Below are 22,410 nucleotides of genomic sequence, written 5' to 3' on the forward strand. Positions count from 1 at the left end.
ATACTTACATGTAAATTGCATATTAGCTGTATAGTAACATATCTATTTTTATTTTCAATCTTATTTCACAAACTACTATCGAAAAAGAATTACTTTTTACATGCAGCTTGCTTTTTCTACATAATCCGACAAAACCTTTTTACCATTTCCACCATTTCCGAGCTTTCGGCGTCAATGGTTCCAAAAGGGTCAATGATTCATTCAGCAGGAGACATTCGTTATTGTCTAGTAAAAGATCTGCAATATTGCCAAACTTTTTCTTTTCCATCACATCGAGTCCTTCGTTAAATAGAAACGGCCGTGTGGTGAGATTATGAACATCCGAACCATAGGTATGGATTAAATTGGCTTCAATCAATCTGAATGCTAACCGCTGGACGTTTTTTCCAAAATAACCAGCAACGCTGCCGGCTGTTACTTGGGCAAGTGCTCCTCGTCTGACTAACCGTTCCAGTCGTTCAGGTTTTTCTGCTATAGCGGCATTTCGTTCGGGATGGGCAATGATTGGGGTATAGCCTGCCGCAAGTAGATTTTCAATCATTCGATTGGTATAAGCCGGAACAGACCCGGATGGCAGTTCAAGCAGCACATAGTTAGCGTCAGCAAGCGGCAGTGCTTCGCCGTTTTTTAAATTGTCGATGAGATGTTCATGAAGCCGAACTTCATGTCCAGGCCATAATTGAATGGGCAAATTTGCCTCTTTGACGATGTTTTGCAGTAGCCGAATTTGCTGCTGGACGTCTGCTGCTTGTACGTGATGGTGCGGGCTGAATGCATGGGATGTTGAAATGATGTCGGTGATGCCTTCTTGTGCGGCTTTTTCTAGTAGTTGGATGGATTGTTCGATGGTGTCTGGGCCGTCGTCTGCGTTGAATAGGATGTGGGAATGGATGTCGATCATGAGGTGTCCCCCTTACTTTAGGATACTTTTAAACAGGATGGGTGCCAGGCAAAGCCAAAATTAGGCCGACAGGATGTCGGTCATGCAGGCGTTGCGACAGGACGTCGCGCACTTAGCCTGCCTTCCTTGGACGCGAATGATGTCCATGCCTGGCACCCTATTATATTGGCACCCTATACTTTCCTGTTACTCTGCATTTCCGTAGTATTGGTAGTAATAATGGTCTTTCGCTAGTTTGTAATTGTTTAAAACGGTACCGATGACGTTTGCTTTGGAATTTTGCAACGCTTCGGCTGCTTTTTGAACACTTTCTTTTTCGGATGTGCCTGAATTGATGACTAAAATGGCGCCGTCACATTTATTGGATAAGATTTGTGCATCTGTCACCGACAAAATTGGCGGTGTGTCGAAAATGATTAAGTCATAAGCTTGTTTAAGCTGCTCTATTAAAAGAACCATCTTTTGGGAGCCGATAAGTTCTGCCGGGTTCGGTGGGATCGGACCGCATGGCAGTATGTCTAGGCCTGAGATTGGTGTTTCAGTGATCACTTCTTGCCAAGTGCTTTGATTCGTCAAGACGTTTGTCAGTCCATGGGCATTGGCTGTTTTAAAGGTGTAATGTGTTGTTGGTTTGCGCATATCGGCGTCGACGAGCAACACTTTTTTTCCTTCTTGTGCAAAAACGATCGCCACGTTTGACGCAACGGTCGATTTCCCTTCGTTCGGTGAAGCAGATGTGAACATAAGTGCTTCTAATTTTTGATCTGGCATAGAGAAGTTAATATTCGTACGAATCGTTTTGAATTGTTCCGAAACGACTGATCGCGGATTCGTAAACGTCACGATTTTCCGTGCCGCCGCTTGAATAATCTTCGGTTTCTTTTTAAACACGAACACTGCCTCCTCTTCTGCTTCGGCTGCGCGCTGATTTTCTTTCCGTCGCTGGATCTTTTTCAACAATTGGACTAACGATACCTAAGATTGGCAAATTGATCAATTCCTCGATGTCTTGCTCTGTTTTCACTGTCGTATCTAAGTATTCGAGTAAAAAGGCGATGCCAACGCCGAGCATTAATCCAATCACTGCGGCAATCGCCATATTCAAATACGGATCTGGCTTGATCGGTTTTGGATCGGCCGCTAAAACCGCTGGGGAAAGAATGTTGACGTTGTCGACATTCATAAGCGTTTGGATTTTTTCTTGGAATACTTCTGCTGTTGTATTGGCGATATCAGCTGCTACATAAGGGTTTGGATCTTGCACACTCAAATTCACGACTTGGGAGTTTTGCGCACTATTGACCGTAATTTGGGATTTCAATCCATTCGGTGAACGATCCAGGTCCAATCGTTCAATGACTTCGGTTAAAATGGCTGGACTTGTAATGATCACGTTATATGTATTGATCAACTGCAAATTCGTTTGAATTTCTTGAGCATTAAATTGGTTCGGGTCATTTTGTGTTTTATTGACCAAAATTTGCGTTGACGCTTGGTGAATCGGTGTCATCAAAAAAAAGCTAACGCCTGCCGCAACTCCTACGGCAAGAATGACTGCGCTGATGATTAACACTAAACGTTTTTTCAACGTTTTCAATAAGTCTTGTAAACTAATCGTCTCTTCCATTTTGTGGTTCTCCTTTACTACGACTAAATTCGTGTACAAGTATAGCATACAAAATTTTGTTTGGGGTCGTTCTTTCAAAACTGTTCCGTATTCGTAGAATTATGATACAATCGCTTTATGAAAAAACTACTTATCTTTGCTATTCTAATTGGCGCTTTGTTTGTATCTTCTGGCCAAACGTATGAGCAGCAATCTCTTATTCCGACGTTGCAGAAACTATTTCCAGATAAACCGATGGAAGATCAGTTATCGACGTTGGAAGTTCCGTATTGGGGAAAGAAGATTTCCGTTGAGGAACGGGGCTATTATTATTTTGTAGAGTTCCTGGTGCGGAAAAGTGCGCATTTTTTCATTTTCGGATTGCTTGCGACGGTCATTTATTTATTGTTACCGAAGCGCAGTTTCCGAATGCTCGGTGCGTTATTTTTCACATTGCTTTTTGCGATTGGTGATGAATACCATCAATCCCTTACAGGTGGACGCACAGCATCTTTTCAAGATGTGCTCCTCGACATGTCGGGCGCAGTTACTTTTTTAATCGTTATTCGGCTATTGACGGCTATAAAAAGACTATTAAAAATCCGCTAGGACGCTAGTTTCGTCCAGCGGATTTTTGAGTTCCTTCTATTATATAGTGGTTTTTCGACACTATTCGACAGGTGGTAGTTTTATAGACCCGTCACTTTGTCTAGTATGCCATCACGTCGTGCTTTTTTCGTTGCTTCGTATTCGCTTTTGAAACTTTGAGCGTAGGACTTGTCATAACCATGTTTGACCAGATCGTTTTCGACAGCGTTTAAGACGGTGTGGAATGCTGCGTCTGTATTCGCTTCTAATGCGTTAGCCGCTCCGGCATATTTATTGTAAAAGTAGCCATAATCAACGCTTTCGCCATTCGCCTTTTTGGCATTGTATTCGCCCTGGGCACGACCGATGAGCGCGCCGAGTTTTTGGTCAGCTTGTGCTTCTAAGTTCGAGAATGTTGGTGCATATTTTTGCTTGATGGCCGCGACAGTTGGTTTGCTTGCCGGTTGTGCTGGACTTGTAGTTGGTTGACGCGTTGACGAATTATTTGTCGTTGTCGTTGTTGTTGTTGTTGTTTGACTTTTACCTGTTTGTGTTGGATTTTGCGATTGATTTCCAGCAGTGGATGATTCGTCGGATGTTGTTTGCTCTCCGTTAGTTGTTCCGTTTGATGCATCCCCTTCAGCGACTTCCTGATCTTCTAACGAAAACTCATCGCCCGGTAATTCGATCGTGTACGGTTCTTCGACAATCGTATCGACCTCTTCATCCGCCACATCGTATTGTTTGAATTTTAGTATGTACAGTAGGTAACCACCGATTGCCAGCGCAAGAACTGCAAAGATCGTTAATGAAATTTTTAAAAACTTTTTCATTGAATCGTAACTCCTTTTCTTCCAATTTCACACTAGTTTACCAAAAAACGAAGTGCCTGGCACCATTGAACACTAAATATCGTATCAAAATGGATGATGATACGATATTTTAACAGTGTGTGGTGGTGCCAGGCACTTTTAGAGATTAGTTGATGTATTTGACGGATGCTAGGAAGTTATAAAGGATTTTCGACATTTGGGCACGGTCCGCATCGGCTGATGGACGGAACGTGTTGTCTGTATAGCCGTCTAAGAATCCTGCCTGATAGACACGTTCCACATGATCGCGGGATGCTGGACCAATGGACTTATAGTCTTTGAATGCTGTTGATTTCTTCTCTGCATCGAATGTCACTTTTTCTTTTCCGACATAATCGATCGCGCGGCTGATCATGATCGCAGCCTGATCGCGTGTGATTTTTTGATTTGGACGGAATGTGCCGTCTTCGTAGCCTGCCACAATGCCTGCTTCGACGACTGCAGCGATTTCTCCGTTTTTATTGACCGCTTGGCTTGTCGATACGTCTTTGAATTTTTTAGCATCTTTATCCGCAGGGACAATGCCGAGACCGCGGGAAAGAATCGCCGCAAACTCACCGCGTGTAATCGTTGCCGTCGGTTGGAAGTTCGTTTCTGTCTTTCCGTTTACGACCATACGGGAAGCTAACTTTTCAATGTACTCTTCCGCAAAGCTTACGCCGTTGTCAACGTCTATGAACGTTTTGGAGTTTTCAATGAGCGTATAGACGGAGTTGCCGGAACGGTACAAGTCAGCTGTTTTGTTATCTGCGCCAACATATGTCGGAACCGCGGTTACGTTGCCGTTCGCGTCAACTGTAACGCCTACAGTCGTCTGTGGGTTTACAGGATTTGTTGCTGTCACTGTTCGTTTAACCGGCATCGGAAACACGCTGATTTGAACAGACTTGCCGTTTGGTGCAACAAGCGCGACTTCGAAGTTAACTGCGTCAGAAAGCGTCTTATAGTTGGCGTTGCCATCTAATGGGTTGTCCACTTTTTCTGCAGTGATGTTTAATTTTAATTCAGCCGCTTCAACGCCCAGTTCTTTTGCGACTGCGCCTACGTCGATTGACGTGACAGGCAATTCATAGGATGTGTCGCCAAAGTTTACGGCAATGACTGCATTTGCATTTTTGTTTTCAACTGCCGTGAGTACTGGTAGCGGAATGCTGATGTTTGTTGCGTTTTCAGGTGTCGTGATCGTTAGTTTGTCTAGTGATGGTGCTTTTGTGATTGCGTCAATGACTGCTTCTGGATTGCTTTCGATTGCGTCTGTGTCGGTTTCGACAGATGTTTCTTTGTCACCTGGCTCTTCTCCGCCCGGTTCACCGTCGCCTGGTTCTTCTCCTGGTTCTTCATCGACAGGCGGAGGGGTGATTGGGCCGCCGCCACTGCTAGGAGGATTTAGGTAGGTATTGAATGCTGTTTGAATACCATTAATGATTGAAGTGTCAGGTACTTTAATAACAGGTTTTAGGCTATCTGGAACATTACTACCAAGATAAACTTGGAAAAGGTCATTATATAAACCAGAGCCTAGAAGATCGCTGTATTGACTTGTTGTTAAATCATTAACAGCCTTCGTTAAAGCATTTACAACGCTAGTAAAATATGTAACTAGCTCTTCGGATGTAACGTCTTCTTTTTTAGATGCAACAGCTTCTTTAAACTCACTGTACTTAGATTGAAGATTTGGTTCTGTTACATCACTAAGAAGTTTGAATGTTAATAAATTTTTATATTCCAAACCGATATAGTTTGGGGAGTTTGGATTCGCATAGCTTTCTTCAAGGGACTTCGACGGATCTTTACCTAATTCTTGCATGACAATGCGAATTAAATGTTTTTTCGTCGTGTCAAGTTTATTAAACTCCGTGATGAAGTCCTTAATCGCCTTTTTTTCCCCTTCTGTAAGATTTGTAGGAGCCGCCGCACTTGCTTCAACATCAACCGCCAACACCGGCGTCAACGCCACTGCCCCCACCATTGCCATTTTTAATACTTTTGCTCGATCCTTCTTTCTCGTCATTTCCTCACCTCATGGTATGATTTTTATCAATCAAAATTCTCTATTCTTCTACTACCCTACTATAAATAACATATTTTTCAATATTTCACTCCAACATTTCTACTAATTTTTATTTTTTCACTGTCAGACGTTGCTACTAAACTACTAAAATGTCCCACAATTCTTGCTTTCACAGTACCTTGCATTGATTAATACCAAATGATAAACTGAACATATCATATAGTACTATTCATTAAACAATAGTGAAAGGAGTGTTTCCCCTGATGAATGTGCAGTTCAAAAAAGGTGTGCTGAATCTTTGTGTGTTGGCATTGCTTGAGCAAGAAGATCGTTATGGGTATGAACTCGTGCAGAAGATTTCCGGTCAGATTGCGATTTCGGAAGGATCGGTGTATCCCCTGCTGCGGCGTTTGACGAAGGAAGGGTATTTTACGACGTATTTGAAGGAGTCGACGGAGGGGCCGCCGCGGAAATATTATCAGTTGACGGAAGAGGGCCGGGCGTATTTGCAAGAGCAGCTAAGTGAGTGGCGGAAGTTTACGGATGGGGTTAATGCTTTACTAAAGGAGAGTGTGCGAAATGACTGAACAGCAATTTCTTATGGAACTGGAGAATGCGTTGAAGCGGCTGCCATCTGATGAGCGGAATGATATACTCCAGGACATTCGCGAATATTTTATGGATGGTCGGGAAGATGGAAAAACGGACGCGGAAATTGCGGCTTCGCTTGGTTCGCCGATTGGCATTGCAGAAGAGCTGCTTGCTGCTTATGATTTTTCGGAAGCTGAAGTGAATACTCCTTCTGCGAATGAATTGATGACAATTGAAAAGCTTTATAAAAATATTAATATTGACGTACAGCACGGTGCATTAACGATTATGCCTTCATTGGGTGATGTGACGACGATAGAGTTGGTCGGACGACAAGATAAAATGCAGCTGACGGCGGATGTCATTGCGGATACGCTACATGTAAACTTGCATGGATCATGGCTTTGGTCTTTCATGTTCGGCCTTCGTTCCGTAACCGTCAATGTATTGATGCCAAAGAAACTGTATGAAACGGTGACGGTCAAATCGGATAATGGAAAAATCGCAGCTGAAAAATTGCTTGGGCAAAGAATCAACATTCGATCCAAGAATGGGCGCATCTCGTTAACCGAAATGGCCGCATCTTCGCTCAGTGCTGAGACGAACAATGGACGAATTGATATTGCAAAAGTGCAAACTGACAGGCTGCAAGCGAAGACGGATAATGGACGGATTGAGCTTCGGGCAATTGAAGCCGAGCATATCGCGGTGGAGTCTGATAACGGGCGCATCCAAATGGTTCAAGTGTCCGGCGACATAACCGGCACGACGGATAACGGACGGATTTCGCTTCAGACGGATCATCTGGATCGAAATATCGATTTGCAGACGGACAATGGCAGCATTGAACTCCAATCGGATATGAAGCCGACGAATGTGGACATTCGGGCAAAGACGAATCATGGCCGAGTGGATGTCTTTGGCGGGCGCAATTCACGCACGGTCATTGGTGCTGGGGAAAATGTGATTCGACTGAAGTCTGCGAATGGGCGGATTACGGTGGGTTGAGGGGAACTCGGCTGGCGTTGCGGGAAACTCAGGCGCTGTTGAGGGGAACTCGACTGGCGTTGCGGGTAACTCGGGCGCTGTTGGGGGGAACTCGGCTGGCGTTGCGGGGAACTCGACTGGCGTTGCGGGGAACTCAAGCGCTATTGAGGGGAACTCGACCACCTTTGCGGGAAACTCGCTCCAAACTGGCTGCATAAGTTACACATAGCACAAGCAGTGTCTCCCCTAACATGGAACACTGCTTTTGTTTATTCCTAAAATTATCACACTAGTCTGTCAAAACGTGGTAGTATAGATAAAAGGGGGATGGACGACCATGGACTTATCGCAAATGAGGAAAAATCTATCGATCAAAAGTAAAAACGGCATTTCCTTTTTGATGGCGGGATCAGTGATCTGGGGGTTAATCACCGTCATCTATTTGCTGCCATTGGACATCCGGGAACAGAATCTTTTGATGTTATTTTCAACGGGGTTAATGTTTCCGCTTTCAATTGTGTTCTCCAAACTGTTGCACATCGATTGGAAATCGAAAGACAATCCATTAGGGGAATTGGGTTTGTATTTGAATTTGGCGCAATTGGTCTATTTTCCAATGTTGTTTTGGATGTTCGTTTCTAGTCCGTATGAAATGAACCTATTTTTTGCGATGATTACAGCCGCGCATTTCTTTCCTTTTGGCTGGCTTTACCGGACAAAGCTGTATACGACTTTTTCGCCGATCATCGTCTTGCTCGTTTTTTTCATTGGCACGAATTTGAATGGTGAAAATTTGTGGATGATCCCTTGCACAATGCTCGTTTCGCTCACTTTCTTAAACGTTTTCCTTTTTGTGGATTATCGAAAAAAGGCGGAGCATATGTCTAAACAGATGAAGGGGTTACAGTTTACGGTGAAAGGTGAAATTTGAACATTGAAAAACGCTTGGGTGAATTTTTTCCAAGCGTTTTTGTTTTGCCTATTAACTGTTGATGGAATTCATGATATCTGATTCTACATTTTTAACGTTTTGTTCGCCGACGCGTTTTTTAATTTCCTCTTCGGAAAGCGGCGGTGGAATTTCATCGAATGACATGGCGATTTCTTCTTTTGGAATTTCTACGTTTTCATACTGGGCGCTTCTGGCATTAATTTCACGGCCATATCTTTCCGCTTCTTCGACTGTCATACGGTTGTTTTCGGGTTTTTTAAACAAACGAATGCACCTCGCTTTAGTTTACACATACTTTACCCATTATTTGACGAAACAAACGGGTGAATTTGCTATAGTAGAATAAGGGAAAGAATTTAGGAATTTTTATGACAAGCATACATATAGTAGATATACTATTTAGGTTTTTAATGAAGAAAGTGGGTAGATGCTTGATCTAGACGAGTGAAAGGATGGTTGCGAATGGCGACAATTCTCATTGATGCGGATGGATGTCCGGTTGTGAATGAAACAATTCGCATTGCCCGGCAATTTGGTTTACGCTGCATACTGATTTGTGATACGGCACATGAGTTTCATCGCGATGGGGCGGAAACAATTATTGTGTCCAAAGGTGCGGATGCAGTGGATTTTGTGCTTGTGAATCGCGTGCAAAAGGATGACATTGTCGTGACGCAAGATTATGGGCTAGCGGCGATGGTCCTTGCGAAGAAAGGTCATCCGATCGATCAAAATGGACGACTCTATACGGAGGAAAATATCGATCAATTATTATTTGCACGGCATGCGGCACAAAAAGTGAGAATGGCAGGCGGACGGTTAAAAGGTCCGAAAAAACGCTCGAAGGAGAGCAATATACGGTTTGAAGAAAACTTAACACAATTATGTACACGCCTTGCGCGTCGTGATGAATGATAGAACCAGTCCCGGTGGTCGGTTGATCTGACCTGCCGGGACTATTTTTTTGCTGTGTGTTTTGCGATTGGTTGGTGACTAGGGCGCTTTGGTTGGACACTTAGCGCTCCCCATCATTTTTCCCTCTAGTCATCTTTTGTACAAGTCTCACGTACTGTGTGTAAAGCATTTCTTTCGTAAAACGATAATTACGCGGATGCCCCATCATAATTTTGGAGGTAAGCCTATGCCTAAAATTGTATCGGTCCGTTCGTTCAAGCCGCCGTATGAAGTAAAGCAAGAAGAGGCCACCGAGTTGACGCGCTCCTTATTCAGCGAAAAATATAAAGACATCGAACGGCTGTTGACCGTTTTTCAAAATGGCGACATCGAAACGCGCCATGTTTGTATGCCGATTGAGTGGTATGCCAAAGATCATGATTTTGAAGAGCGTAATGATTTGTATATTGAACATGCGGTCGATTATGGGATTCAAGCGGTTTTGTCTTGTTTGGAAGGAAGTGGAACACTGGAAACATCAGTGGACCCTTCACTCATTGACGCCATTTTCTTCATCTCCAGCAGCGGACTTGCGACACCAAGCATTGATGCGCGCATTATGAACCGGATTCTGTTTCGGGATGATGTGAAGCGGATTCCGATTTGGGGACTTGGTTGTGCGGGCGGGGCTGCGGGGTTGAGTCGGGCGTATGAATATTGCCTCGCATTTCCGAAGGCGAATGTGCTTGTGCTGTCTGTGGAATTATGCAGTTTGACGTTTCAAAAAGATGATTATTCCAAAAGTAATTTAGTCGGCGTGTCATTGTTTTCAGACGGGGTTGCTTGTGCGCTTGTCGTTGGCGATCAATCTCCGATTCAAGCGAATCAAGCGGTTCCTTCGATCATCGCGACAACTTCCAAACTTATGCCGGAGTCAGAAAACGTCATGGGGTGGGATGTGAAAAACAATGGATTATACGTCGTTTTCTCAAAAAGCATCCCCGCCATTATTACAAATTGGCTTGGTCCATTTGTGCATACTTTTTTGAATGAACATGGTTTATCCAAAGACGATATCACCCATTTCGTCGCACATCCAGGCGGCAAAAAAATATTGACGGCCTACGAAGAAGCGCTTGGATTTAATGAAAATATGACAGAAATTTCTCGGGAAATATTACGAGAAAATGGCAACATGTCTTCCCCGACCGTTTTATATGTACTGGAAAAGTTTATGCAAAGTGAAGCGACTGCAGGTGATTTTGGATTAATGGCAGCACTTGGCCCCGGTTTTTGCGGCGAGTTGCTGTTGCTAAAGTGGGAGTGAGGAAGCGCCTATGATCTTTGCATCCGTCATGATATTCGTCATTTTACAGCGGCTTGTGGAATTGTTCATCGCCAAACGAAACGAGAAATGGATGTTAAACCAAGGCGCTTTCGAAGTAGGTGCCGCCCATTATCCGGCCATGGTCGTCATGCATATTTCATTTTTTGCCACGCTCATCATTGAAGTGACGTTGTTCGATCGAGCCTTATCCCCGCTTTTAGATTACTTATTTGGCGCTTTTTTATTATTACAGACCGCAAGAATTTGGTGTCTCACTTCTTTAGGTCGATTTTGGAACACGAAAATCATCATTTTACCTGGTGCTGAAGTTGTTCGAAAAGGGCCGTATCGCTTTATGCGGCACCCGAATTATACGATCGTTACACTTGAATTACTTATCCTTCCCCTACTATTCAGCGCGTATCTCACCACGATTATTTTCGCGGTGCTTAACGCCTGGATGCTGTCGATTCGGATACCGGCGGAGGAAAAGGCGCTACGGGAAGCGACGGATTATGGACAGACCATGTTACGTGCCACTTCGAAGGAGTAAGTGCAACTTTGCCATTGTAAGTGCAACTCTCTTCATTCACCCATAAAAAATAACCCATCTTGATTGAGTAACTCGATGGGTTATCCCTATCTTTTTTCTTTTTAAAAGCTATATACTGTCATTGTTCAATGAGTCAAAATAGCAAACCCCTGTTATAATTAAAACCTCATATTCTTTTAGATACATTTGTTATATACTAGGACTAGTATCCTAAAAAGGTTGTAAGATATATGACAATAAGTATAAATATAAGTGCTACCAAAACCCAGTTAGTTGGAATTATTCCAAAGTGTATTATCGATTATTATTCTATTCAATGTTCTAATTTTGAAGTTTATATGCCGCCCGGCGTTTTAAAACATTTAAAAAAACGAGGTCACTGGGGCGACTTTGAAAGGTATTATCATGAAATACCTCGTATGATTGCCGAACCTGATTATGCTGGTCAAAATCCAAAAGAGCCAAATTCAGTGGAATTGTACAAAATTCTAAGCGATCATGTGATCCTGCCAATAAAATTAAATATAGAAACTGGTTTATTTTTGAGCTCTTTTTATACCTTAGATAACGGGGTTGAGAAAATTCAAAAGCGATTAAGAACCGGACGTATTTACCCTTTTTCATTCTTTACAAACCAAGCAAAATCATAACAATTGTTTACAAATAACGCATGCTAGTGTATTATAATAAGTGAGAAGAATTGTTATTTAGTTGGTTATTTAGACAAAATCATGAATATATTAAATACATAAAGGTTATTTGAGGTGGGAAAGGTTCCCCACGCGCTATCTTATTGATAGTTACCAGAGATCAGGATTGCCGCCCTGCTTATAACCTTTATGACTGAGATACCCTCTTCATTCATGAAGAGGGTTCTTTTTATCCTAAATAAGGATACTTTATTTGAATAGATCCCAATCTTGATTCTATCCTTTATCCGTAAAAAATAACCCATCTGCTCAAATTCAGATGGGCTATCCCTATCAAATGTCGATCCCATTACGTGTACAGCGATTTAAAATCCCTATCACTTCTCATACGTCAACGTCTTCCCAGCCATTCCAAACAACACAGTTAACACTGGTGACAACAGGCAAAAGAATGCAAATGGCAAGTATGCGAGCGTCGGGACATCGAGCACGTTCGTAATGAAAATACCACACACACTCCATGGGACGAGCGGGTTGACGACGGTTCCGGCGTCTTCCATCACACGGCTCAAGTTTTTGCCAGCTAAGCCGAGTTTTTCATATTGCGCTTGAAACGCTTGGCCGGTTAATAAAATCGATAAGTATTGCTCACCGATCAAAACGTTGATGCCGATCGCGGTGAGCGCTGATGCAAAGATGACAGATGCTGCTTTTTTCAGCATGCTCTCGATTTTGCCAAGGAGGCACTGGACGATGCCGAGCGTGAACAATAGTCCGCCCATGCTTAGCGCAAGCAACACGAGCCCGACGGTGAACATCATGCTGTTCATGCCGCCCCGCGTTAACAATGCGTCAATTTCATCCATTCCGATATTTGACACATAGCCGTTGAATAGAATGCTCAACACTTCCGTCGCGCTAAACGTGTGATGGAAGTATGAAATGACAACGGCACTCGCGGAACTGACTGCCAACGTCATCATTGCCGGCACTTTCTTGATCGATAAAATGACTAACACGATGATCGGCAATACGGTGTACCAATGGATCATCCCCGTTTGCAAAAGTCCATCTTGGAACGCTTGAATTTTCGCTGTATCTTCAAACTGGACTTTCGGTGATAAAATCCCAAATAGGACGGCGGAAATAAGAAATGCTGGAACTGTTGTCCACGCCATATTTTTAATATGTGCGAATAAATCGACGCGAACAATGGATGATGCAAGGTTTGTTGTGTCCGAAAGCGGCGACATTTTATCCCCAAAAAAGGCACCGGAAACAATTGCGCCTGCTGTCATCGCAAGCGATACGTCGAGTACGCTCGCCATGCCAATAAACGCAACCCCTACTGTCGCGACGGTTGTCAATGAACTGCCGATCGACACACCAACAATCGATGCGACGACAAAGACGATCGCCAAGAAAAATTGCGGTGTCACTAAGTGAAAGCCTGCATAAATGAGTGTTGGAATCGTCCCGCCCATCATCCAGCTGCTAATTAAAATGCCGATGAAAAAGAATAAAAACACGGCGCTCATGCCAGCGCCCGCCCCATCGACTAACCCTTTCTCTAGCCTCTTGTATGACACTTTTTTCAACAAGCCGTAACCGATCAGCAGTAAGATGGACAGTAAAATCGGCACATGCGGCACCGCGTCAAAGAAAATAATGCTCGCGCTGATCATTGCAACGATCATCACGATTAAGGCGACAGCCTCTGAAAATTTAGGTTGAATCACTGCTTTTATTTGAAACACAATATTTTCCTCCTAATAATATTAAAGTTGTTGTACAGATCACTCGAGCTAAACAAAAACAAAAAACCCCTTCCATCCCTTAAAAAGGGACGAAGGAGTTCTCCGCGCTACCACCCTAGTTGACGGCTCTATTTCACCGTCCACTTCATATCCAAATAGAGAAAAACGAATGGCGTAATTCATCGTCATTGCTGCCTAGGCTTTCACCAACCACCTAGTCTCTTCTTGCTGCCCACAATACGACTACTCTACCATCTCTCTAGCTTATTTACTTTTAAGATATAGTGATAATATCATGTTTGGCGGAGATGTCAAGCTATCTTTCACACGCAAATCCATCTTTGTCGCCGTCCATCTTCTCAGAATAAGCCGGATGTCCTTTTTCCACGCCATTCGGATATTTTTTTCGGAGTTCTGTGCAGTTTTGAAAAACCTCCGTTGGTTCCGCTGCAGACTTCTGTTCCTTCTTCTTAGCTGGATAGGCATTGCTATCAAACCCATACTCTGTCGCATAATCTTCCAACGTCCAAATGCCGACGCCTGCTTTTTTTGCACGGGCTTGCGCTTTTTCGAACTCATCGAGATAGCGCGTGTTCGGCGGGTACACATAGGCAACCCGCGCGAGCCCTTCTTCAATCAGCTTTTCTTGAACGCTTTCCCCATCTACGTAAATGTACGCAAGCAATCGGCCATATTTATCGATGCGTTCGCCGATGTCAAATTCAATTTCAAGTTTGCCGCTATTTAAGATTTCACTGTTCCGTTTTTTCGCTTCTTCGCCGAAAGGCTGTTTGCCGAGCCGTGGATGACTCGTTTCCGGCGTGTCGATTAATAAATAACGAACATTTTGTTCTTTGCCTTCATATTTAATTTTAATCGTATCGCCGTCAATTGTTTTCACAAGTTCAACGGGAATTAACCCTTCCCGGCTCGGTTCGTCCACATCTGCTCCGAAAATCGTATAAAATAACGCTGCCACTAAGGCGACAAGAATGCCGCCAATGCTGAGCGATGTTTTCTTTTTCACTTTCAACTTTCTCATTCCTTTTCTACTGCCCTAGATGACCGTTCCTATTGCATATCCAATAGCTGTCAACAGAAGTCCTCCGCCATATGTCGCGATCAAATAAACGGTCATTTTTTTTATTTTTTTCTCTTCCCATAGTAGAATCAATTCTTTTTTCATCGTCGAAAAAGTCGTCAATGCACCCGTGAAGCCGGATGCGAGGAAGTACTGCCAAGTCAGTGATAGTTCTAGTCCAAATACGATGCCAATGCCAAACGCACCGGCCCAATTCACAAGCAGCGTGCCAAATGGCATTTTACATTTACTTGAAATAGCCGCCCGCAAAATCGCCCCTACAAAACCACCCATTGCAATAACGAGCACCTCTAGCATCGTCATATCCTTACCTGCTTTCCGCCGAGCCGAAAACCAATGGCGCCGGCGGCAAGTCCACCGAAAATACTTAGCAGGACATAACTTGTTGCCAAAACTAGTTGTTCATTTTGAATGAGCGTAACTGTTTCCCAGCTCAATGTAGAAAAAGTCGTAAACGCACCAAGGAAACCTGTTGTCACAGCTTCATAATAGGGATTGTCCGGCTTCAATGTACGAATTGCCCCCGCAACGATCAAGCATAAGACAAATGCCCCGACGATATTTATCGCCAGCGTTGCGGCTGGAAATCCCGAATGACTTGGAAATGCCTGTCCAATCATCGTTCTACAGACAGCGCCAAGTGCACCTGCACTACCGATCACGAAGTACTTTTTCATCATTCTCGCATCCTTATGTGGCGGTTTTTTCAAGTAATCTCAGCGATAAAATTGTATCTACATCGAGCCGCTTTTCAGTCTTGCCGAATTGAATCGTCAGTTCGTTGCCCTCTTGTTTCGTAATTTCTCCGTTGCCAAACACGCGATGTTTTACTGCCATTCCAACGACTAGATCCTTTTTATGTTGAATGCCATTTGGATTAAGCGGCACTTCCGCTTGCCCGACACGCACTTTTTTCGGCATATCCTCTTTTTGTTTCGGGTTTTTATTCAACAGCAACCCTCGCACTTCATTGACGAACCGAGAGTTTTCTTTCGTCTTGCCGTCATCTTGGCGGTAAGACAGCAGCTCTAGCTTCTCTTTCGCGCGCGTCATGCCCACATAAAATAATCGCCGCGCTTCTTCGAGCAAGTCATTGTCCTGTTCGTCTTCTTCGGATGGAATCATCCCTTTGATCAGATCAATCATAAACACCCTGCGGAATTCCAAGCCTTTTGAACTGTGGAATGTCGATAGCGTGACCGCGTTTTCCGGCGGATTAAACTTTGCCGTCTGCACCGCTTGTTCGAGTTCTTTCAATCGATTCGCAAATTCAACCATCGTTCGCAGCTGGGATGCAATGCCTTCCAACGTATCGAGGATGCCGAGCAAATGATCAAAACGGTAACCAAATTTTTCAGCCCGGCTTTTTAATGCCGCCTCGTACCCAAGATCATTCCGAATGAGCTTAATGACGTATTCGGGGCGCATGTCTGGAATGACTGCATAGCCTTCTTTATACGTCCGCAGTTTTTCTTTCTGGCTGTCTTTCAACTGCACAGTCCCCATAAATGCATCAAACACATTGCCCGTCGTCTGGGTGTTTTCAAATTGCGTCACCATGCTCCGGGAAATGTACGCATTCATTTTCATAATGATTTTCACAAAAATATCTTTACGCTCTACATTAAAGCTCAGCCGCATGAAATTCAAAATGTCTTCCACAATCCAATGGGAGAAAAATTTGTCGTCCGCGTCTTTCATATAAAACGGAATGCCGCGGCGATGCAGTTCATTAACATACATCGTGGACGACGAATTGTTGCGGAACAAAATGGCCACATCGCTCAAATCATCTTCCGCCAGCAATTCATACGTGACATAGTCAAGCTGACGTTTCGGGTCATCAAGTTGCTTAATGACAATCGGATGCTTTTTTTCATTTTCCGTCTGCATCTTTTTCGGATAACGCTTTTGGTTGCGTGTGATGAATTTCGCAGCTGTGTCCACGATGTTTTTCGTTGAACGGTAGTTCCGTTCCATCATAAGTACTTTCGCGTCAGGATAAACCTTTTTGAAGTCGAGTAAATAATCCGGATTCGCGCCGCGCCATGTGTAAATGGACTGATCATCGTCCGCAACGACGCAAAGGTTGCCGTGGTACGCGACCAAATGCTCCACAATTTTATGCTGCACAAGCGACGTATCTTGGCTTTCGTCGGTTAATAAATAATCATAGCGTTCACGAAATTGATCCGCCAACGCATCATCTTCCCGCAGCGCTTTTTCCGCAATCGTCAGCATATCATCAAAATCGAGCAGCAAGTGACCCGGCGTACGCGTTTTATACTCTTCATATTGCCGCGCAATCGTCCCCGCTTTCTTCACGGGACCTTTTAGATTTTCCCACGTATCCATCGGCGTCATGTGGTTTTTAATCGAGCTGATGAACGTAGAAAGTGCCGCCAATTCATCGTCCGTACCCTCTTCTTTAATGACTTTTTTATAAAGATCTTTTAATAGAAATGCTTTTTGAATCGGCTGTCTTCCCGATCCGCCGCCTTCAATTAATGCATACGTTGTACCATTTTTCTCCAAATACGTACGTGCAATCGAAAATGCCAAGCTATGGATCGTCGAAAAATCAACAGATGCGCTCTGCGGGAAAAAGCGTTGAAATCGCTCCGCCATATCCCGCGCCGATGCCCGGCTAAATGTAATTGCTTTAATGCGCTTCGGGTTCACTTGCTTTTCTTCGATCAAATACCCAATCCGCATGATCATCGTCGTCGTTTTTCCTGATCCTGGGCACGCCAAAAGAAGCAGCGGCCCTTCCGTTTCCAACACCGCCTGCTTTTGCACGTCATTCAATACAATATTAAGCTCATTTTTCTTTCGTTCAAAAAAATCATTCATCTTACAAGAACTCCAATTCAATCAATTACGCCTCGGCGTAATTGCGTCCAGATTTTGAATTGAGGCCTACAGGATGTAGGTCATGCAGTCATTGCGACAGGACGTCGCGTACTTAGACTGCCTTCCTTAACTCCTTTCAAAATCTGTGACATCCGCCGAAGGCTTTATCTTTATTCAGCGGGCATTTGAATATCCACTGAATAGTAGACAAGACTGCATTCATCATGCCACCTCTAAAAGTCGGGGTCTTCCGCTGAATAAAGATAACGCTTTATTTAATTTAACATAAGACACCAAGCTCAGTGAAGTGGCGTTGTACTTAATTTTAGGATAGGCGCACGTGAAAAAACCGCTTTTCAGTTAGAATTCCTAACTAAAAAGCGGTTTTCACCTTACTTCGGCACACCGATCTCTTTCAATGGATAAAATCTAAATTTCACTGTTCCGACGACGGATTTTTCGTCGATACAGCCGAGTACGCGGCTGTCGGTGCTATTTCTTCGGTTGTCACCGAGTACATACAAACACCCTTCCGGCACTTCGACGGTGAAATCTTGTGTGTACTTTTGGCCTTTGAAGGTCCGATCTTTATTCGGCTGAATATAGTCTTCTCGGTACTCTTTTCCATTGATTGTCAAATGGTCGTTTTTCATGATGATTTTGTCGCCTGGCAAACCGATGACGCGCTTGATGAAATCATTATCCGAATTCGGTGCGTGGAAGACGATTAAATCGAAACGTTCGATTTTGTGGATTTTAGAAATGATGATTTTGTTGGCATCTTCAAAAGTGGGCTCCATGGACTGGCCCGAGACGATGACAGGTGTGAATAAAAATTGGCGGATGACAATGGCGAGTATACAGGCAATCGCTATCGATCGGATCCATGACATGAGTTCTTTTCGACTGTTTTTCGACATGCGCTAACCTCCATCCGGTCAGAATAATGCATATGCCTACTATTCTATTTCTATTGCATGAGTCCTCTAAAAATTGCAGGATTATTTTATTTTATTCACAAAAAATTAAACAATATATCCTAACGAGCGTAGCACATTGTCCATAAACGCCTCCGTATACTTGTACACTTCTTCCCGTTCAGGCTCTTGGAATATATCATGATAAAGCCGCTTCCAATTTTTATATTGAAATTCGGACAGCTGTTGATTCATAAGCCATTTTTTTGCGATGGCAGTATCAGTCACTCGATCATGTCCGGCACTATGCAGTAAAATCGGGCGATCGGAAATGGACACTTGTGCTTGCGCTACTGATTTCAAAAACAGCTGCAGCTCTTTATACCATCTTGCTGTCACAACTGAGCTGTAATCAGGGTCTTGACCCGCCTCGAGGCGCCATTCGTAGTTTCGGGTTAACAATTCGCTATCCATTTCATGGTTAATTTTCATACCGGAAGAAAGCTTTGATAATACATTCGAAAACTTACTCGGCATATGTACGAGTGATAACCAAGGGGAACTTAGGATGATTCCCGCACATTCCAGCTGTTCTTTTCTTAATAAATGCATAACGAGCGTTGCGCCGAGTCCATGTCCAATGACGAAGAGCGGCAAATTGTCGCCAATGCCAATCATTAGTAATTTCTTCACATATGCGATGTAATCTTCAAACGCTTCATCATGCACTTTACGGCCAACCTCTTCCCCATGCCCCGGCAAATCGCCCGTTACGACATGAAATCCACTGCCGCGCAGTTTTTGTATGAGCCATGCGTACTTGCTATGATGCTCGTATGCATTATGGACAATCGCGACAACCGCTTTCGGCTGCCCTTCTGCTTCCCATTTCCACATGCTCATCAGCCCCCATTAGTATGATAAGATAATTATACAATATTGAGGAAATGGGGAAAGTGAAATGATTTATCCTTACAACGGCAAAACGCCGAAAATTGATCCTTCTGTCTTTCTAGCGGATTACGTCACGATCACAGGTGACGTTGAAATTGGCGCGGAATCGACCATTTGGTTTAACACCGTCATCCGCGGTGACGTATCGCCAACCATTATCGGGAAGAAAGTAAACATCCAAGACCTTTGCTGCCTCCATCAAAGTCCTCGTTTCCCGCTCATTTTAGAAGATGAAGTAACCATCGGACACCAAGTGACCTTACACAGCTGCACCATTAAAAAAGGCGCGCTCGTCGGCATGGGGGCCATCGTACTGGACGGCGCGGAAGTCGGAGAAGGCGCATTTATCGGCGCAGGCAGCCTCGTACCCCCAGGGATGAAAATCCCACCGAACATGCTTGCACTCGGTTCACCTGCAAAAGTAGTCCGTGAACTGACAGAAGAAGACCGCATCGACATGCGCCGAATCGTCCGCGAGTATGCAGAAAAAGGGCAGTACTATAAGTCGCTGCAAAATTGAACAGGTGCCTTGAACAGGTTTGAACGGGTGCCACAGACACCCGTTCAATTCACGATATTGGCAATAGCACAATTACTCGTCTAACGCCTGGTATCACTGTGCTTCACGGAATTCCCTAAACCGATATATTCCCAATTGGTGCCAGGCACCCACACAATTTGATCTAGATGACTGTTTTTCTACCTGTCATGTTATGTCGATAATTTCTCAAATGCAATTCAATTTCAATGATCATTTGATTGAATAACACAATTAATTCTTTTTCCCTATCTGGCAAAAGTTCTTCATAAAAAATCGATTCGGCAATGATGTAATCCATAAGCCGAATTTTATCGGCAACTTCCTGATCAATTAAATAAAATCTTGAAAAGAACACCGGTCTAAACTTTTCACTAAATGCCTGTAAATTGAAGTTAATAGTACTTCCATCGATATGTTCTTGCATTAAATTTTCGCCGTCTAACTTGATAATATCGCTGTAAATGGACAGACGCTCGATATTTCGTTCATCTTTCTCCTTTTCGATCTCCCGCTTAATTTGTTTTTTGAGCTTATGCGATTGCGTAATGAATGTTGCTGCACTACCAATAATGACGCCGATCAGCGGCAATACGCCAATCAACAATTGTGACCAATCCACTTCAATTCCCCTTCCCTTTATCTTCATCGTAAGGAAGACTTCTCTTCATTGGATTTTAGATTGGAAAAGAACTCTCCAACTAGACTTTCTATTCCTCTGTCAGCATCTTATTATATGCAGCTAGCAACTAATGGTTTTCTTCGTGACACGCCAGGCAAAATGAGCGCGTGCACCCACACAATTTCAGCTTATTTTTTGATAAATAGCATGATCACCATGCCAATAAGCAAAATGAGTCCAATGACACCGAACAATAAAATGAATAAAATCATACTCATGATGGACATCCCCCTTTAAAAGAAAAAGCCGAAAGAAAGCGTATCGCACTTCCTCTCGGCTTTTCTTATTATTATTTTACAGGCGTTAATTTTGAAGCGCGTGCTTTCAATTCATCTGCTTTGTCTGTTTGCTCCCAAGGCAATTCAACATCTGTACGGCCGAAGTGACCGTATGCTGCGGTTTGTTTGTAAATTGGACGGCGCAGGTCAAGCATTTTAATGATGCCTGCTGGGCGCAGGTCGAATAGTTCGCGAACGAGTGTCACCAGTTCGCTTTCTGCAACTTTTCCTGTTCCAAATGTATCGACGGAAATCGAAACTGGCTGTGCAACACCGATTGCGTAAGCCAGCTGTACTTCACAGCGATCCGCAAGGCCTGCCGCCACAAGATTTTTCGCTACATAACGTGCGGCATAAGAAGCGGAACGGTCCACTTTTGTTGCGTCTTTTCCAGAAAATGCACCGCCGCCATGACGCGCATAGCCACCGTATGTGTCGACGATAATTTTACGACCTGTTAAACCAGCGTCTCCTTGTGGTCCACCGATGACAAAACGGCCTGTCGGGTTAATGAAGAATTTCGTTTCCTCATCCATTAAATCAGCCGGTACGACCGCGTTAATAACCGATTCTTTAATGTCATGCTGAATTTGCTCAAGTGTGATTTCTGGATGGTGCTGTGTTGAAATGACGATTGTATCGATGCGAACTGGGTTGTTGTCTTCATCATATTCGATCGTGACTTGTGTTTTTCCATCCGGGCGAAGATAAGGAATAATTTCTTCTTTTCGTACTTGTGCCAGACGGCGGGATAATTTATGCGATAAGCTGATTGGAAGCGGCATAAGTTCAGGTGTTTCGTTGCACGCGTAACCGAACATCAGTCCTTGGTCTCCTGCACCGATTGCTTCTAATTCTTCATCAGTCATAGAACCTTCACGGGCTTCCAATGCTTGGTCAACACCCGCTGCAATATCTGGTGATTGCTCGTCAATCGCAGTAAGCACTGCCGATGTTTCGTAGTCAAAGCCATATTTCGCTCGTGTATAGCCGATTTCCTTCACCGTATCACGAACAACTTTCGGAATGTCTACATATGTTGTAGTCGTGATTTCTCCTGAGATCAAGACGAGGCCTGTTGTAATTGTCGTTTCACACGCAACACGCGCATTTGGATCTTCCGTTAAAATAGCATCCAAAATGGCATCCGAAATTTGGTCACACATTTTATCTGGATGGCCTTCTGTTACTGATTCTGAAGTAAATAGTCGACGGTTTGTCATTGAGATTTCCTCCTTATGTCCTGCGAGATTGATACGGTACTCATTTGTCCCATGTATAAAGTTCTTCCCATATGGAAGAACTTCAAGCCATTTCGAGCTTTAGTACACGAGGAATAAGGGCATAATTAGAAAAAGCCTTTGCTCACGTAAAAATACATGAGGAAAGGCATAATT

General features: G+C 43.7%; 25 protein-coding genes. 10 read left to right on the top strand and 15 right to left on the bottom strand.

Annotation, left to right across the window (positions count from 1 at the left end):
• Positions 1–139 precede the first annotated feature (139 nt).
• From AU377_RS03335 to AU377_RS03345, 3 genes are all read right to left on the bottom strand, one after another.
• Entirely contained in the window at positions 140–901 is a 762-nt protein-coding gene (locus AU377_RS03335; protein WP_067404178.1) for a tyrosine-protein phosphatase, read from the bottom strand.
• 186 nt (positions 902–1,087) lie between these two features.
• Entirely contained in the window at positions 1,088–1,798 is a 711-nt protein-coding gene (locus tag AU377_RS03340) for a CpsD/CapB family tyrosine-protein kinase (protein WP_067404180.1), read from the bottom strand.
• Complete coding sequence (locus AU377_RS03345) at positions 1,785–2,528, bottom strand: YveK family protein (protein ID WP_067404182.1); 744 nt, start codon at positions 2,526–2,528, stop codon at positions 1,785–1,787. The genes AU377_RS03340 and AU377_RS03345 overlap by 14 nt, the downstream gene beginning before the upstream one ends.
• Before the next feature lie 117 nt (positions 2,529–2,645).
• Here AU377_RS03345 and AU377_RS03350 point away from each other — a divergent pair, with 117 nt between their 5' ends.
• Positions 2,646–3,116 carry a VanZ family protein gene (locus AU377_RS03350; RefSeq protein ID WP_067404186.1) on the top strand — a complete coding sequence of 157 codons (471 nt, stop codon included), beginning with the start codon at positions 2,646–2,648 and terminating at the stop codon, positions 3,114–3,116.
• An 80-nt stretch (positions 3,117–3,196) separates the two neighbouring features.
• On the opposite strand, the gene AU377_RS03355 is transcribed toward AU377_RS03350, so the two are convergent.
• Together AU377_RS03355 and AU377_RS03360 are read right to left on the bottom strand one after the other, a co-directional pair.
• The gene (locus AU377_RS03355; protein WP_067404190.1) at positions 3,197–3,928 is read right to left on the bottom strand and encodes a hypothetical protein; all 732 of its coding nucleotides are present in this window, start codon (positions 3,926–3,928) and stop codon (positions 3,197–3,199) included.
• Positions 3,929–4,073: 145 nt separating this feature from the next.
• Positions 4,074–5,978: an S-layer homology domain-containing protein gene (locus AU377_RS03360; protein WP_067404193.1), complete on the bottom strand. Its 1,905-nt coding sequence runs from the start codon at positions 5,976–5,978 to the stop codon at positions 4,074–4,076.
• 263 nt (positions 5,979–6,241) lie between these two features.
• Between AU377_RS03360 and AU377_RS03365 the strand changes: the two genes are divergently transcribed.
• The 4 genes from AU377_RS03365 (at position 6,242) to AU377_RS03375 (ending at position 8,487) form a co-directional block, all read left to right on the top strand.
• Positions 6,242–6,565, top strand: a complete 324-nt coding sequence (locus tag AU377_RS03365; RefSeq protein ID WP_067404196.1) for a PadR family transcriptional regulator — start codon at positions 6,242–6,244, stop codon at positions 6,563–6,565.
• The gene (locus AU377_RS03370; RefSeq protein ID WP_067404199.1) at positions 6,558–7,577 is read left to right on the top strand and encodes a DUF4097 family beta strand repeat-containing protein; all 1,020 of its coding nucleotides are present in this window, start codon (positions 6,558–6,560) and stop codon (positions 7,575–7,577) included. Before AU377_RS03365 ends, AU377_RS03370 begins: the two co-directional genes overlap by 8 nt.
• Complete coding sequence (locus tag AU377_RS15440) at positions 7,555–7,785, top strand: hypothetical protein (protein ID WP_156450368.1); 231 nt, start codon at positions 7,555–7,557, stop codon at positions 7,783–7,785. Before AU377_RS03370 ends, AU377_RS15440 begins: the two co-directional genes overlap by 23 nt.
• Positions 7,786–7,893: 108 nt before the next feature.
• Complete coding sequence (locus AU377_RS03375) at positions 7,894–8,487, top strand: hypothetical protein (protein WP_067404202.1); 594 nt, start codon at positions 7,894–7,896, stop codon at positions 8,485–8,487.
• A 51-nt stretch (positions 8,488–8,538) separates the two neighbouring features.
• Here the strand turns inward: AU377_RS03375 and AU377_RS03380 are convergent, their stop codons facing one another.
• Positions 8,539–8,772: a hypothetical protein gene (locus AU377_RS03380; protein ID WP_067404210.1), complete on the bottom strand. Its 234-nt coding sequence runs from the start codon at positions 8,770–8,772 to the stop codon at positions 8,539–8,541.
• A 198-nt stretch (positions 8,773–8,970) separates the two neighbouring features.
• Between AU377_RS03380 and AU377_RS03385 the strand changes: the two genes are divergently transcribed.
• From AU377_RS03385 to AU377_RS03400, 4 genes are all read left to right on the top strand, one after another.
• On the top strand, positions 8,971–9,423 hold the full coding sequence (locus tag AU377_RS03385; protein ID WP_067404211.1) for a YaiI/YqxD family protein: 453 nt from the start codon (positions 8,971–8,973) through the stop codon (positions 9,421–9,423).
• A gap of 226 nt (positions 9,424–9,649) precedes the next feature.
• Complete coding sequence (locus AU377_RS03390) at positions 9,650–10,729, top strand: type III polyketide synthase (RefSeq protein WP_067404214.1); 1,080 nt, start codon at positions 9,650–9,652, stop codon at positions 10,727–10,729.
• 10 nt (positions 10,730–10,739) lie between these two features.
• Positions 10,740–11,282, top strand: a complete 543-nt coding sequence (locus tag AU377_RS03395) for an isoprenylcysteine carboxyl methyltransferase family protein (RefSeq protein ID WP_067404224.1) — start codon at positions 10,740–10,742, stop codon at positions 11,280–11,282.
• Positions 11,283–11,512: 230 nt separating this feature from the next.
• Positions 11,513–11,932, top strand: a complete 420-nt coding sequence (locus tag AU377_RS03400; RefSeq protein ID WP_156450369.1) for a plasmid-related protein — start codon at positions 11,513–11,515, stop codon at positions 11,930–11,932.
• A 377-nt stretch (positions 11,933–12,309) separates the two neighbouring features.
• Here AU377_RS03400 and nhaC read toward each other — a convergent pair whose 3' ends face one another.
• The 7 genes from nhaC to AU377_RS03435 all read right to left on the bottom strand — a co-directional run bounded on the left by nhaC (position 12,310) and on the right by AU377_RS03435 (position 19,458).
• Entirely contained in the window at positions 12,310–13,689 is a 1,380-nt protein-coding gene (nhaC, locus tag AU377_RS03405; RefSeq protein WP_082731910.1) for a Na+/H+ antiporter NhaC, read from the bottom strand.
• A 316-nt stretch (positions 13,690–14,005) separates the two neighbouring features.
• Positions 14,006–14,731 (bottom strand): thermonuclease family protein, encoded by a 726-nt coding sequence (locus AU377_RS03410; protein ID WP_067404227.1) that lies wholly within the window; start codon positions 14,729–14,731, stop codon positions 14,006–14,008.
• Between the two features lie 15 nt (positions 14,732–14,746).
• The gene (locus AU377_RS03415) at positions 14,747–15,094 is read right to left on the bottom strand and encodes a CrcB family protein (RefSeq protein WP_067404230.1); all 348 of its coding nucleotides are present in this window, start codon (positions 15,092–15,094) and stop codon (positions 14,747–14,749) included.
• A complete protein-coding gene (locus tag AU377_RS03420) occupies positions 15,091–15,468 on the bottom strand; it encodes a CrcB family protein (protein WP_067404233.1) in 378 nt (125 codons plus the stop codon). The genes AU377_RS03415 and AU377_RS03420 overlap by 4 nt, the downstream gene beginning before the upstream one ends.
• 13 nt (positions 15,469–15,481) lie before the next feature.
• Positions 15,482–17,644, bottom strand: a complete 2,163-nt coding sequence (locus AU377_RS03425; protein WP_067404236.1) for an ATP-dependent helicase — start codon at positions 17,642–17,644, stop codon at positions 15,482–15,484.
• A 392-nt stretch (positions 17,645–18,036) separates the two neighbouring features.
• Complete coding sequence (gene lepB / locus AU377_RS03430; RefSeq protein WP_067404239.1) at positions 18,037–18,564, bottom strand: signal peptidase I; 528 nt, start codon at positions 18,562–18,564, stop codon at positions 18,037–18,039.
• A 105-nt stretch (positions 18,565–18,669) separates the two neighbouring features.
• Positions 18,670–19,458 (bottom strand): alpha/beta hydrolase, encoded by a 789-nt coding sequence (locus AU377_RS03435; protein WP_067404241.1) that lies wholly within the window; start codon positions 19,456–19,458, stop codon positions 18,670–18,672.
• A gap of 64 nt (positions 19,459–19,522) precedes the next feature.
• Between AU377_RS03435 and AU377_RS03440 the strand changes: the two genes are divergently transcribed.
• On the top strand, positions 19,523–20,035 hold the full coding sequence (locus tag AU377_RS03440; protein WP_067404244.1) for a gamma carbonic anhydrase family protein: 513 nt from the start codon (positions 19,523–19,525) through the stop codon (positions 20,033–20,035).
• A 163-nt stretch (positions 20,036–20,198) separates the two neighbouring features.
• On the opposite strand, the gene AU377_RS03445 is transcribed toward AU377_RS03440, so the two are convergent.
• Both AU377_RS03445 and metK read right to left on the bottom strand, forming a co-directional pair.
• Positions 20,199–20,675, bottom strand: coding sequence for a hypothetical protein (locus AU377_RS03445; protein WP_067404247.1), 477 nt, complete (start codon positions 20,673–20,675; stop codon positions 20,199–20,201).
• Positions 20,676–21,024: 349 nt separating this feature from the next.
• Complete coding sequence (gene metK / locus AU377_RS03450) at positions 21,025–22,236, bottom strand: methionine adenosyltransferase (RefSeq protein WP_067404250.1); 1,212 nt, start codon at positions 22,234–22,236, stop codon at positions 21,025–21,027.
• Between the last annotated feature and the right edge of the window lie 174 nt (positions 22,237–22,410).

The organism is Sporosarcina sp. HYO08 (assembly GCF_001563475.1).
Taxonomy (GTDB): Bacteria; Bacillota; Bacilli; order Bacillales_A; family Planococcaceae; genus Sporosarcina.